Below are 13,515 nucleotides of genomic sequence, written 5' to 3'. Positions count from 1 at the left end.
GAACCAGCAGGTCGGACGGGGTGGACAGGGTCGGACGGGGTCGGGAGCACGTTAATCCGTTGACAGCCCCTCGGCCGCCTCCTACGTTGTAAAGCGGTCCTGTTGCCGCCGAATGGAGAAGGACGTTGCTCGTCTGAGGTCTTGAGACACCGCGTCACACACGTCACGTTCCCGTGTGTGCGCAGCGTGCGACCTCGGCCAGCGAGCCGTCCCGCGGTACAGGGCTTTCGCCGTGTTCCGGGCAAGCCCGCGGGACCCCGTCCTTCCGGCCGTCGTCGCCTCCCGGTGTCTCGATACGTGTCGTCCCGACCGCGTCAAGCACTGCGAGGCCCTCATGTCTACTGCCCCCACTTCCATCACCTGCACCTCCCTCTCCTTCGCCTGGCCCGACGGCACTCCTGTCTTCGACGGTCTCCAGGTGTCCTTCGGCCCCGGCAGGACCGGGCTCGTCGGAGTCAACGGATCAGGCAAATCAACCCTGTTGAAGCTGATCGCGGGCGAACTCGATCCGGCCGACGGCACCGTCCGGGTCGCGGGCGACGTCGGCCAGCTTCCGCAGAACGTCACCCTCGACACCACGCTCCGGGTCGACGAGGTCCTCGGCATCGCCGCCCAGCGCACCGCGCTGCACGCCATCGAGTCGGGCGACGCGTCCGAGGCGCACTTCGACGTCGTGGGCGACGACTGGGACGTCGAGGAGCGCGCCGTGGCGACGCTCGGCGAACTGGGCCTGGGCCGCATCGGCCTCGACCGCACCATCGGCGAGGTCTCGGGCGGCGAGTCGGTCCTGCTGCGGCTGGCCGCGCTGCTGCTGCGCCGGCCCGACGTGCTCCTCCTCGACGAGCCCACCAACAACCTCGACCTGTACGCGCGCCGACGGCTGTACGCGGCCGTCGAGGCCTATTCCGGGGTCATGGTCGTGGTCAGCCACGACCGTGAACTCCTCGACCTGGTCGACCAGATCGCCGATCTGCGCTCCGGTGAGGTCACCTGGTACGGGGGCAACTACTCGGCGTACGAGGAGGCGCTGGCCGCCGAGCAGGAGGCGGCGACGCGCATGGTACGGGTCGCCGAGTCCGACCTGAAGAAGCAGAAGCGCGAACTGGCGGACGCGCAGGTCAAGTTGGCGCGGCGCAAGCGGTACGGCCAGAGGATGTTCGAGCAGAAGCGTGAGCCGAAGATCGTGATGGGGGCGCGCAAACGGGCGGCCCAGGAGTCCGCGGGCAAGCACCGCGTCATGCACGAGGAGAAGCTCGCCGAGGCCAAGGAGCGGCTCGACGACGCGGTGGAGGCCGTGCGGGACGACGACGAGATCCGCGTCGACCTGCCGTACACGGCGGTGCCGCCGGGCCGTACCGTACTGACGCTCCTGGACCTTGAGTTGGCGTACGGGGCGAGCGTGGCGGGCTCCTTCGACCTGCGCGGGCCGGAGCGGGTGGCGCTGATCGGGCGCAACGGCGCGGGCAAGACGACGCTGCTGCGGACGGTCGCCGGGGAGCTGGAGCCTGTCTCCGGGGAGGCGCGGGCGCATGTGCCGCTGCGGTTCCTGCCGCAGCGGCTCGATGTGCTCGACGACGAGTTGACGGTCGCCGAGAACGTGGCGCGGTTCTCGCCGGGCGCCACCAACAACCGGGTCCGGGCGCGGCTGGCCCGCTTCCTGTTCCGGGGTGCCCGCGCGGACCAGCGGGCGGCGACGCTCTCCGGTGGCGAGCGTTTCCGGGCGGCTCTCGCGGCGCTGATGCTCGCCGAGCCCGCGCCGCAGCTTCTGCTGCTCGACGAGCCGACGAACAACCTGGACGTGGCGAGTGTGCGACAGCTCACCACGGCGCTGGAGTCGTACGAGGGGGCGCTGGTCGTGGCCAGCCACGATGTGCCGTTCCTGGAGTCGATCGGGATCACCCGCTGGCTGCTGATGGAGGGAGAGCTCCGGGAGGTCGCGCCTGAGGCGGCGTGGCCCGGCGGCGTGGCCCGGCGGGGCTGAGGCAGTACGTCCGGCGACGGCCGGTGGGGGCTGAGCGCGCAGTTCCCCGCGCCCCTGAAAAACCGGGCCGCCGCCCGCGCGCCCCCACAGGCCCAGGCGGCACGCCCCCCCGACCGCCGGCGGGGGCTGAGCGCGCAGTTCCCCGCGCCCCTAAAAGCCGGGCGGCCGCCCCCGCACCCCCAGCGGTCGAGGGGGCTGTCGTCGGGACGGTGGGGGCTGCATGATGTGCGGGGACACACCCTGCCGAGACGGAGATCCGCACGTGCCCAGCCAGAAGGCCCTCATCCGCCGTCCCAGCCCCCGCCTGGCCGAAGGCCTCGTCACCCATCTGGAGCGGACGCCCGTCGATGTCGGCCTGGCGGTCGAGCAGTGGGAGGCGTACGCGGACGCTCTGCGGACGCACGGCTGGGAGACCGTCGAGGTGGAGCCCGCCGACGACTGCCCGGACTCCGTGTTCGTGGAGGACCCGGTGGTCGTCTTCCGCAACGTGGCGCTGATCGGCCGCCCCGGAGCGGAGTCCCGGCGCGAGGAGACCGCCAGTGTCGAGGAGGCGGTGGCCCGGCTCGGCTGCTCGGTGAACTGGGTGTGGGAGCCGGGCACGCTCGAAGGCGGCGACGTCCTGAAGGTCGGCGACACCCTCTACGTGGGGCTCGGCGGACGCACGAACGGCGCCGGCGTCCAGCAGCTGCGGGCCACGTTCGAGCCGCTCGGCGCCCGGGTCGTCGCCGTACCGGTGAGCCGGGTGCTGCACCTGAAGTCGGCCGTCACCGCGCTGCCGGACGGCACGATCGTCGGGTACGAGCCACTGGTGGACACGCCGTCGCTGTTCCCCCGCTTCCTGGCAGTGCCCGAGGAGTCCGGCTCGCACGTCGTCCTGCTGGGCGGCGGGAAGCTCCTGATGGCCGCGAGCGCGCCCAAGACCGCCGACCTGTTCGCCGGGCTCGGCCACGAACCCGTCCTCGTCGACATCAGCGAGTTCGAGAAGCTCGAAGGCTGCGTGACGTGCCTGTCCGTCCGGCTGCGGGACCTCTACGTCTGATACGTCCAAGGCATCCGATACACCCGAAACGTTCCGCCCGTCCGCCGGACGGTGTACTCCCCACGTAAAACGATTCGATCTTCGAAGAGATCATCGCTGATCAGGGCTCTTTACGACGCGCTTAACCTACGGTGTCGTAACCTACGGATACGTAGCCTACGATGCCGTAGGTTAGGTGAACGCGCTCAGTATTCACGTCCCCCTGGAGCCCCCGTGACGATCACTTCTCCCCATCTCGGCAGCCCGTCCTCCGACTGGACCGACGCCCGCTTGCTGTACGCGTTGGAAGAAGTGGTGGAGACCGAGCTCAACCGCCACCTGAAGGTCGCCAAGGACTGGATGCCGCACGAGTACGTGCCCTGGTCCGACGGTCGCAACTTCCCCGGCATCTTCGAGGACGGCGAGGCCTGGAACAAGGAACAGTCCAAGGTCACCGACCTCGGCCGCATCGCCCTCGTCGTGAACCTCCTGACCGAGGACAACCTGCCCAGCTACCACCACGAGATCGCCTCCCTCTTCGGCCGCGACGGCGCCTGGGGCACCTGGGTGCACCGCTGGACCGCCGAGGAGGGCCGCCACGGCATCGTGATGCGCGACTATCTGCTCGCGTCGCGCGCCGTCGACCCCGACCAGCTGGAAGCCTTCCGCATGATGCACATGAGTGAGGGCTTCGAGTCGGACAACCGGCACTCGATGCTGCACTCCGTCGCGTACGTCGCCTTCCAGGAGCTCGCGACCCGCGTCTCGCACCGCAACACCGGCCACCAGTCGGGCGACCCGGTCTGCGACCGCATGCTGGCGCGCATCTCGACCGACGAGAACCTGCACATGGTCTTCTACCGCAACCTCCTCAAGGGCGCCTTCGAACTCGCGCCCGACCTGACCATGCAGGCCGTGCGGGACGTCATCGTCCAGTTCCGGATGCCCGGACACGGCATGCCCGGCTTCGAGCGCGCCGCCGCGCAGATGGCGATCGGCGAGGTCTACAACATGCGGATCCACCACGACGACGTCCTGATGCCGATCCTGCGCCACCTCAAGGTCCTGCAGATCGAGGGCCTGGGCCCTGACGGCCTCAAGGCCCAGGAGGAGCTCGGCCTCTACATGGGCGGCCTGGACGCCGAGGCCCTCAAGTTCGACGAGAAGCTCGCGGCCCGCAAGGCCCGCATGGCGGCCCGCGCCGCCGCGGTCTGATCCCGCTTCCGCTTCCTGCGCCTCCTCACTCGTACGCCGTCACCTCGGCCAGCGCCCTGTCACGGACGTCGGCCACCGGGTGGCGGCGCAGTGCTCTGAGCTGTGCGCGCCACGGCGGCCCCCAGTCCGTACGGGTGCCGAGCGCGGCCGTGAGAGCCATGGCGAGCAGTCCCTGACCGTGTCCGCCGTGAGCGGTGAGCCGGTGGGCGACGTCGAGGAGGGTCTCGGCGTCGCCCTCGTGCGTCCTGCGGCCCAGCCGGTCGGCGAGTTCCGAGGCGGTCCTGGCCGCGAGCGCCGGACGCCCGTCCGTCAGCGCGGCCAGCCGGGTCAGGGCCTCCTCCACCCGCTCCGCCTCCGTGTCGAGGTCGAGATGGACGACCGTGACCGCGGCGGCCTGCGGCACGAACCCGTCGTACCGCGCGAGCAGTTCGGCGGCGCCGAGAGCCGCCGCCCGGATAGGTACGGCGGCCGTCGCTCCCTGCTGCGCGAGACGGGCGACGAGGTGGTCGACGCGTTGTCTGGCGGGCCGGTCGCGGCGGGGTTCGGCGTCGACGGGCTCTGATCCGGCGCCCGCGTCACTGCCCGGCGAGCCACCCACCGCCGTCCCGCCGTCCGCAGTCTCTGCCTCATCAGCCGTCTCTGCTTCCGCCAAGGCGTGCAGGGCCCTCCGCACGCCGTCGGCTCCCCGGTCCGAGCCCGTCGCCGCGACCACCAGACCCTGGACCGCGGTCCGCCAGCTCGTGCGGTTCGACAGGTCCGCGGCGGCGGAGGCCAGGACGGTGGGCGCGTGGGGGCACCAGGGCGCCCAGCGGGCCAGGGCGTCGAAGGCGAGGACGGCCGTCGGCGCGTCGTCGGTCGTGGACACGTCCCGGACGAGCCGCGCGTACCGCTCACGGTGGCGTTCCGGCAGATCGAGGGGTTCGACGCGCAGCACGGCGGCACGGAGCACCGGTTCGGCCCCGGCGGCGTCGTGCAGCAGCGTCCACACGGGCTCCTCGGCGAGCAGCGAGCCCGCGAAGGCGACGCACGCGGCACGGACGTCGAGATGGGCGCCCGGCCGTCGGTACGCGGCGGTGAGAACGTCGGCGGCCGTCGGGGCCGGGAGCCTGGCCGCGGCGAGGCGGACGGCCTCCTTGCGGCTGGTCACCTTGGTCTGCCGCGCGAACAGCACCTCGCGCAACCGGTCCGCGAGCAGGGAGGGCGCCACATGCCGGGACGCCTGGGTGGCCGCGTACACCGCGACGCGCGCCCGGTCACCGTCCGCGTACGCGAGAAGTTCGGGGAGGACGTCGCCGGGGCGGTCGGTGCGGGCGAGCGCGCCGAGCGCGGCCTCCGCGAGCACGACGTTCGACGAGCCGGTCCAGGCCCGTACGAGTTCCACGCCCCGTCCGGGCAAGAGCGCGGCCTGCTCGACGGCGGCGGCCCGGGTGTACGCAGGCAGGCTCGCGTCGGCGGCCGACGCGGCCAACCGCCGGGCCACGGCGTCCTGCTGGCGTGGCAGCCAGCGCCGTACGTCACGGCTCACGGGCACCGTCCACGGGCTGCCCCTGGTGAGGAAGCGCCCGTACGGCGGAGTGTCCGCGAGGAGCACGTCGAGGAGGTCGGTGCGGCGGCGGGTGATCACCGCCAGGACGGGCCCCAGGGTGCCCGCCGAGGGTTCGAGCGCCAGGACGCGGGCGGCGCGCTCGTCACGGGTGGCCGGTGGTTCCAGCCACAGTTCGACGGCGGCGCGTACCGTCGTGTCGTTCCCGAACCGGACGGCCTGCCACAGGAGTTCCTGCAGATCGGTCATCGCGGCGGCGCGCCGTCCCACCGCTCGGACCAGCGCGAAGGTGAGGCTGTGGTCGGCCTTCTCCGCACCGGCCTCGATCCACGGCCGCAGCGCCTCGTACACCCGGTGTTCCTGGCCCCGGCGCAGCGTGGCGTCGAGCCGGCCCAGGTCGGCGCCGCCGGTGTTGCCGGAGATCCGTACGAGGGTGCGCAGGGCCCAGTTGACCAGCTCCCTCGATCCGCCCGCGGCATGCTCCCGGAGCACGGACAGGGCGAGTTCGCTGAGGTTGCGCCGGCTGCCCGGCGAGGAGTCGCGGGCGTCGACGGCGTCGGTGACGATCACGTCGAGGTGCGGCTCGGCGTCCTCGGTGAACAGGACGGACGGGACACGGGACAGCGCCCACAGGGCCGGCTGGCGCACCGGGTCCTGTTCGTTGCGGAGCCGGGCGGACTCCGCCAGTACGGACACGACGGCCGCGGGGTCGCCGGAGCGGGCCGCGTTGGCGATGAGCAACGGCCAGGCCAGGGCCCGGTCCTCGGCGGCGGAGCGGCGCGTGGCCTCGACCAGCCGGTCGCGCACCTGGGTGACCGGCAGATACGACTCGGCGAGCAGGACGGTGCCCCAGGGCGCGCCGCTCTCGCGCGCCGCGTCCGCCATCCGCCGCGCCTCCTCGGCGACCCCGCTGCGCGGCAGGGCCTCCAGGACGGCGGTGTCGACGGCGTCGCCCCGCGGGCCGCGGCCGGCCATCGCGTCGAGGTAGAAGGCGAGACGCCGAGCGGGCGGCAGCACCGGAAGGAACGCGGCCAGGTGGCCGGATTCGGCCAACGCCCGGCCGAACGCGTCGAGTTCCGCGCTCCGCGACCGCGCCAGCGCGCGCATCAGCGAACGGCTGCGCACGACCGCGTACGGGAGGGTGTCGCGCGCGAGGAGCAGCCGGAGCACGCGTTCCGGGGCGACGGCGGCGAACGCGCGCAGCTGATCGTGGAGTTGCTGCGGGAGCCGGTCGGGTGCGTAGCGTTCGACCACCTCCAGCGCGCGTGAGGGCTCGACGGGCACGGTGACCGTCACGGCCGGCGCGTACCGCTGCCACCAGGCATCGCGCAGCGAGGGCGGCAACGCGGCCAGCTCGCCCTCCACCGCGTCCAGCAGGACTCCGGTGTGCCTCCTGCCGAGCGGCGTCCAGCCGCGCACGGCGTGGAAGAGCGAGGGCAGCAGGCGCGCGACCGTCGTCGGCGAGCATCCTGGCAGCAGCCGTGCCGCCTCCGCGTCGCCCCAGGTGTCCCGCAGCGGTTCGACGAGCCGGTCGGCCAGCGCGGTGCGGCGTCCCGCGACCACGGCACGCAGCAGCTCCCGGCGTATCGCCTCGGGTGCGTCGACGAGGGCCGACTCGTAGGCGGAGTCGGGCACCTGGAGGCTGTCGGCGACGCGCAGCGCGTGGCCGCGCACGAAGGAGTCCGGATCGGCGAGCCGTGCCCCGATCCACCCGGTGTCCCCGCTGACGGCCGCCGCGACGACGGCGAGCCCCCGCTCGTAGGATCCGCGCGCTTCGAGTTCGTCCAGCAGCGGACGTGCTTCGGCCGACTCCCGCACTCTGGCGGCGAGTTCCCGCATACGCAGGGGGTACGGCAGTGGATCGAGGGCGTTCAGCAGGCTCTCGGCCTGGTGCCGCGGCGTGTGGACCATGTGGTGGATTGTGCCTGCCGGGGCCCGTGGCGCGCGCCGAATTCCCGATGCGGCCCCGGGCCGCGCGGGCGCCGCCCTACTGCCGGACCACTGCCGGGCTCCCGCTCGGCCATTGCTGGGCGCGTCGGAGGCTGAGCCGCTCCTTCTCGGAGAGGCCGCCCCAGACGCCGAAGCGTTCGTCGTTGTCGAGCGCGTATTCGAGGCACGCGGAGCGCATCTCGCACAGCCCGCAGATCTGCTTCGCCTCCCGCACCGAGCTGCCCGGCTCGGGAAAGAAGAAGTCGGATCCGGTCTGGGCGCACAGTGCCTGTTCCTGCCAGGAGAGGTCGGGCGCGGCGGCGGTGTCGTTGTGCATGCGGGGATCGTGTCGCATACCGAAAAACGTTCGATCAACGCCGGATCAACGCCGGCGTGCCCGAGCCCGAGCGCGACTGCCGGAGCGAGCGGTCCCTCGTGGCACCCAGGGCCCGACAAGGCGCGACAGTGCCTGATGATGCCCCTGCCGACAGGCGAGCGCACAGCGGCGCGCGGCACCGTCACGGCAGGATCGCGACCGAAGCGGGCCGAAGTCGCGGCGGAAACGCGGTCGGTCGCCGAAACGGAGGCGCGTCGGCGGTGCCCGAGGGCTCCGCCGAATCACCGGAACGCCACGCCCCGGCCGGCCCGCACCCGACACCCACCCCCGAGCAGCCCCACCCGACGCGCCCCACCCCAGTGGAACGGCTACGCCGAGGCGCGCAGAACCAGCGTCGTGGGCAGCACGACACTGGACGGCGGCGCCCCTGCCTCCGCTTCACCCGCCACCGCTTCCCCCGCCACCCCGCCGGAGGCCGCCGCGGACGCCGGCCGGTCCAGCCCCCGCAACAGCAGCCGCGCCATCAGCCGCCCCATCTCCTCGATGTCCTGACGGACCGTGGTGAGCGGCGGGTCGACCTGTTCGGTGAACGGCAGCACGTCGTCGAAGCCGATCACGGCGACGTCCTCGGGCACCCGCCGTCCCCGCTCCCGCAGCACCCGCATGGCGCCCGCCGCCGTGAGGTCGTTGGCGGCGAACACCGCGTCCAGGTCGGGGCGGCGGTCGAGCAGTTCCCGCATGGCGCGCTCCCCGCCCCCCGGGGTGAAGTCGCTCTCCACGATCAGCGCCGGGTCGGCGTCCACCATGACGTCACGGAACCCGTCGAGCCGGTCGACCGCCGAGGTCTGGTCGAGGGCGCCGGTGATGTGGGCGATGTGCCGGCGGCCGAGCCCGACGAGATGCCGGACGGCCTCCCGCGCGCCGCCCCGGTTGTCGCAGTCGACGTAGACCGCGTCGCGCGACCCCGCGCTCCAGCCGGGGCGCCCCCCGTACACGGTCGGCACGCCGCGGATCAGGCCCGGCAGCGGGTCGTCTAGGTGCAGCGAGAAGACGAGCGCGCCGTCCACATGGCCCCCGGCGAGGTAACGCGCCACCCGGGCATGGTCGTCGCGCCCCTCCGTGAGCAGCAGCACGAGCTGCGAGTCGTGGGCCGTCAGCTCCTTGCTGATGCCCCGGAGCTGCAGCGCGAAGAAGGGGTCGGTGAAGACCCGGGTCTCCGGTTCGGCGATCACCACGGCGACCGCGTCGTGCCGTCGGGTGACGAGGCTGCGCGCGGCCTGGTTCGGGACGTAACCGAGCTCGTCGACGGCGCGTCGGACCCGCTCGACCAGTGGTTCGCGCACGCCCTCACCTCCGTTGACGACACGCGACACGGTGGCGCGGGAGACCCCGGCCCGGGCGGCCACGGCCTCCAGTGTCGGACGTGGCTCTGTCGACTGCTCGGTCACCTCGGGGCTCCTCAGGGCGGCGGTTGCCGATCAGGATAGCCCGCACCCACCCCACACTTGAGAGCGCTCTCACCCCCACGAGCCTCAGGAGGACAGGGACTCAACTCGCCACCCGCCCTGGAGGGCAGGGGCGCAGCCCCGCCCTCCGGGGGCGCGGGGAACTGCGCGCCCAGCCCCCACCCACCCGCACCCGACAACACACCCCGAACAACCTCACCCACTCACGCCGGGCCCAGCCGGACCAACCCCCCGGCCCAACCCCAGTGGAACGCTCAGTGCTCGTGGGGGGTGTAGCCCGGAATCGTCCCGTCCGCCTTCTTCACCAGGAACAACCCCGCCATCCCCATGTCCGAATGACTCTGCACATGGCAGTGGTACATCCACGCCCCCGCCCCGACGCCCTCCCCCGCGATCACCTGGAAGCCGAACGAGTCCGCGGGCCCCACGATCTTGTTGTCGATGACCTGGCTCGGATCGTCGGGCCCGGTCAGCAGCCCCGTGCGGTTGTCCGCCCAGCGGTGACCGTGCACATGGAACGTGTGGTAGTACTCGCCGTGCGTGATCATCACGAACTCGACCCGATCACCCAGGGTGGCCTCGAAGTTGGGGCTCTCATGGGCGGGCTTGTTGTTGATCAGCATGTCGTTGAAGACGACGGTCACGGTCCGGTCGGGAAGGATGTCGCCCTTGCGGCGGACGATCACCGGACCGTAGAGCCCCTTGCGGATACCGCCCGTGCCGTGCTCGGTGCCGACGACATGGTCGTGGTAGTGCCAGTACCCCGCGCTGCCCGCCCGCCAGGTGCCGTCCGCGCGGCGGCCCGGGGCATGCGTGCGCCAGGTGTACGTACGGGTGCCGCCCGGCTCGACATGGGAGTTGCTCAGCTTCGTGCCGTCGCTGGAGACCTCGTAGTCCAGGCCGTGGACGTGCAGACTCGCCGCCACGTCCAGCGTGTTCTCGACCTCGATGTACGCGGTGTCGCCCTCGTTGAGCTCGATCAGCGGGCCGGGGATCGAGGCCGCGCCCTTCTCGAACCCGTAACCGAGCTGGCCGTCGGCGAGTTTCTCTATGTACAGCTTGATCCGCTTCGTCTCGCCGCCCGCGGGGGCGGTCCTCGCCGTGCTCTCGGCGGGTGCCGCATCCTGCACCGCGACGAGCGACAACGATGTCGCGACCGTGGCGACGGCGGCCCCGCCCAGCATCATCCGGCGGCTGAAGCCGCGTCTGTCCATGTCGTCCGTGGTGGTGCCCATGCCGAACTCTCCCAACCTGCAGCCGAATTGACGGAAATCGATGGAATCGCCGGACCCGAGTGACAGAGACGAACTGGGGAGACGCTAGTGGCATCACAGTCGTTTATCCACACTCAGGACAAAGTTCGTGTCGTTCTGGTCATAGGTATTGGCGAGTTCCAGGAAAGGGTCTAGCTTCCATGGCGCTGTGCTGTGACGCGAGTGACCCGAAGAGACGCGACGCAGGTTGTAGCGCCCCGGAGGCGAACCGAGCCCAAAAGGGAACAGAGGGGTGGGTGACCACATGCGGCTCACACCGCATCGAACGCCTATGACAGTACGAAGGACGAGCAGAGGCAGACGCAGAGGCTGGGCAGCCGCGCTGGCCGCCGGAGTCGTCGCCGCGGGTGTCCTGTCGGGCCCCGCCGCGAGCGCGCGCCCCGCGCCTGAGCCACCGTTGACAACGATGTCGATCAAGTCGCCGCCCGGCGGCTCCGACGTGAAGGTGCTGATCTTCCACGGTTCCGCGGCCGGCGGCGAGGAGTCGCCCGTCGTCGACGCCGGGATCGAGGCGATCGAGGACATCGGTCTGACCGGCCCCGCGGCCGGGCGCTTCGGCGTGACGGCCACGGACGACGCCTCGGTCTTCACCGACGAGACGAAGCTCGGCCGCTACAACGCCGTCGTCTTCCTGACCGGCGGCGGAGACGTCCTCGAACCGGAGCAGGAGGCCGGTCTCGAGGCATACATGAAGGCCGGCGGCGGCTTCCTCGGCATCCATGACGCGGCCCGCGCGGAGCCGTACTCGGACTGGTTCACCGGACTCGTCGGTGCCCGCCCGGCGGCCGGCGGCCCGACGAACGTACAGCGGGCGACCGTCGAGGTCGGCGACCGCGTGCACCCCGCCACCAAGGACCTCCCGCTCCAGTGGAAGCGTCTCGACCAGTGGCTGAACTGGGAGAAGAACCCGTCGGGCGACGTGCACACCGTGGCCCGCGTCCGCGAGGCGACGTACCAGCCGGGCACCGGCGCCAACGGCGCGGACCACCCGATCTCCTGGTGCCGTGACTACGACGGCGGCCGCTCCTTCTACACCGGCATGGGCGGCACGGCCTCCTCGTACGACGAGGCGGACTTCCGCACCCATCTGCGCGGCGCGCTCGACTGGACCACCAGGATCTCCCAGGCCGACTGCAAGGCCACGATCAACGCCAACTACAAGGCCGAGCGGCTGACCCAGCCCAACCAGCCGGGCCAGAACGACCAGATCGGCGAGCCGCACGGCCTGGTCACCGCGCCCGACGGACGGGTGTTCTACATCGGCCGCGGCGGCGCCGACTCGTCGCAGCCCGTCGTCACGGACTGGAACAACCCGGACGTCGGCAAGGGCAAGGGCGAGATCCACGTCTACGACCCGAAGACCAAGAAGGTCACGCTGGCCGGCTACCTGACCGTCTTCGGCAACAAGGGCGGCGGCGAGGAGCTCACCAAGGTCGAAGAGGGCCTGCTGGGCATCGAGCTGGACCCGCGGTTCGAGGAGAACGGCTGGGTGTACCTGCACTACACGCCGCACTCCAAGATCAACCGTGACACCCAGATGGCCGAGCGCTACGTCTCCCGCTTCACGTACAACTCGACCACCGCCAAGCTCGACATGAGCAGCGAGAAGGTCCTGCTCAAGTGGCCGGTCCAGATCCACAGCTGCTGCCACGCGGGCGGCGGCCTGGCCTGGGACTCCAAGGGCAACCTGTACATCGCCACCGGTGACAACAACTCCAGTGGATTCAGCGACGGTTACTCCGGCAACAACCCGCAGCCCAACTACAAGGGCGTCTCCTTCGCGGACGCCCGCCGCACGGCGGGCAACACCAACAACCTCAACGGCAAGATCCTGCGCATCCACCCGGAGCAGGACGGCACGTACACCCTGCCCGAGGGGAACCTCTTCACGGGCAAGGAGACCGCCGAGGGCGGCGGCAAGACCCGCGGCGAGATCTATGTGATGGGCGTCCGCAACCCGGCGCGCATCTCGATCGACAAGAAGACCGACACCCTCTACGCGGGCTGGGTCGGTCCTGACGCCTCGGAGCCGTCGACGACCTGGGGTCCGGCGAAGTACGACACGTTCGCCGCGATCACCAAGCCGGGCAACCACGGCTGGCCGTACTGCATGGGCAACAAGCAGCCCTACCGGGACCGCAACCTGCCCGATCCGACGAAGCCGCTCGGCTGGTACGACTGCGACGCCCCGAAGAACGAGTCGCCCAACAACGACGGTCTCGTCAACCTCCCGCCGGTCACCTCGAACACCATCTGGTACTCGCCCCAGGGCGGCGGCCCGGACTTCCCGCGGGACGCCAACGGCATCCCGTCGTACAAGACGGCGGAGCAGAAGTTCCTGCTGCCGTGGCTGAAGGGCGGCGGCCAGGCTGCCATGGACGGACCCGTCTACCGGTACGACGAGAACCGGGCCGGTGCGGGCAAGTGGCCCGCGTACTGGGACGGCAAGTGGTTCGTGGGCGACTTCTACGACGCGGACCAGCCCCGGCACGCCGTGCTCCTCGACCCGAAGACGGCCGGACAGGGCGGCATCCCGGTGCACGCCGAGTCCCTGAAGAAGATCGTCCCCATCGGCAACGACGGCATCAAGAACCTCATGGACTGGAAGTTCGGCCCGGACGGCACGCTGTACGTCCTCGACTACGGCCGTGGCTTCTTCACATCGGACTCCAAGTCCGCGCTGTGGCAGGTGACGTACAAGGGCGGCGGCCCCACGCCCGCCGCCGATCAGCTCGCCAGGGAGGCGCAGTGA

At 71.4% G+C, this 13,515-nt stretch carries 8 protein-coding genes; 4 read left to right on the top strand and 4 right to left on the bottom strand.

Translation table 11 applies throughout. The features are described from left to right. The first annotated feature begins 334 nt into the window (after nucleotides 1-334). From ACLVWQ_RS29530 to ACLVWQ_RS29520, 3 genes are all read left to right on the top strand, one after another. Nucleotides 335-1,981 (top strand): ABC-F family ATP-binding cassette domain-containing protein, encoded by a 1,647-nt coding sequence (locus tag ACLVWQ_RS29530; protein WP_414112257.1) that lies wholly within the window; start codon nucleotides 335-337, stop codon nucleotides 1,979-1,981. 262 nt (nucleotides 1,982-2,243) lie between these two features. Beyond that, the gene (gene ddaH / locus ACLVWQ_RS29525) at nucleotides 2,244-3,020 is read left to right on the top strand and encodes a dimethylargininase (protein WP_414112256.1); all 777 of its coding nucleotides are present in this window, start codon (nucleotides 2,244-2,246) and stop codon (nucleotides 3,018-3,020) included. 213 nt (nucleotides 3,021-3,233) lie between these two features. Continuing rightward, complete coding sequence (locus ACLVWQ_RS29520; RefSeq protein ID WP_414112255.1) at nucleotides 3,234-4,214, top strand: acyl-ACP desaturase; 981 nt, start codon at nucleotides 3,234-3,236, stop codon at nucleotides 4,212-4,214. 25 nt (nucleotides 4,215-4,239) lie between these two features. On the opposite strand, the gene ACLVWQ_RS29515 is transcribed toward ACLVWQ_RS29520, so the two are convergent. The 4 genes from ACLVWQ_RS29515 to ACLVWQ_RS29500 all read right to left on the bottom strand — a co-directional run bounded on the left by ACLVWQ_RS29515 (nucleotide 4,240) and on the right by ACLVWQ_RS29500 (nucleotide 10,703). Next, the gene (locus ACLVWQ_RS29515) at nucleotides 4,240-7,668 is read right to left on the bottom strand and encodes a hypothetical protein (RefSeq protein WP_414112254.1); all 3,429 of its coding nucleotides are present in this window, start codon (nucleotides 7,666-7,668) and stop codon (nucleotides 4,240-4,242) included. 76 nt (nucleotides 7,669-7,744) lie between these two features. Further along, a complete protein-coding gene (locus ACLVWQ_RS29510) occupies nucleotides 7,745-8,023 on the bottom strand; it encodes a WhiB family transcriptional regulator (RefSeq protein WP_414112253.1) in 279 nt (92 codons plus the stop codon). A gap of 368 nt (nucleotides 8,024-8,391) precedes the next feature. Then, complete coding sequence (locus tag ACLVWQ_RS29505; protein ID WP_414112252.1) at nucleotides 8,392-9,471, bottom strand: LacI family DNA-binding transcriptional regulator; 1,080 nt, start codon at nucleotides 9,469-9,471, stop codon at nucleotides 8,392-8,394. Nucleotides 9,472-9,743: 272 nt separating this feature from the next. Next, nucleotides 9,744-10,703, bottom strand: a complete 960-nt coding sequence (locus tag ACLVWQ_RS29500; protein ID WP_414112288.1) for a multicopper oxidase domain-containing protein — start codon at nucleotides 10,701-10,703, stop codon at nucleotides 9,744-9,746. Between the two features lie 331 nt (nucleotides 10,704-11,034). On the opposite strand from ACLVWQ_RS29500, the gene ACLVWQ_RS29495 reads away from it, so the two are divergent. Beyond that, the gene (locus ACLVWQ_RS29495) at nucleotides 11,035-13,515 is read left to right on the top strand and encodes a ThuA domain-containing protein (RefSeq protein WP_414112251.1); all 2,481 of its coding nucleotides are present in this window, start codon (nucleotides 11,035-11,037) and stop codon (nucleotides 13,513-13,515) included.

This window comes from Streptomyces sp. CWNU-52B, assembly GCF_047444975.1.
GTDB lineage: Bacteria > Actinomycetota > Actinomycetes > Streptomycetales > Streptomycetaceae > Streptomyces.
This window is presented reverse-complemented; position numbering and strand designations above follow the sequence as displayed.

Coding starts and splice junctions, on each gene's coding strand:
- ACLVWQ_RS29510 (WP_414112253.1), bottom strand. CDS start 8,023: ATGCACAACGACACCGCCGCCGCGCCCGACCTCTCCTGGCAGGAACAG.
- ACLVWQ_RS29515 (WP_414112254.1), bottom strand. CDS start 7,668: ATGGTCCACACGCCGCGGCACCAGGCCGAGAGCCTGCTGAACGCCCTC.
- ACLVWQ_RS29495 (WP_414112251.1), top strand. CDS start 11,035: ATGACAGTACGAAGGACGAGCAGAGGCAGACGCAGAGGCTGGGCAGCC.
- ACLVWQ_RS29500 (WP_414112288.1), bottom strand. CDS start 10,703: ATGGACAGACGCGGCTTCAGCCGCCGGATGATGCTGGGCGGGGCCGCC.
- ACLVWQ_RS29530 (WP_414112257.1), top strand. CDS start 335: ATGTCTACTGCCCCCACTTCCATCACCTGCACCTCCCTCTCCTTCGCC.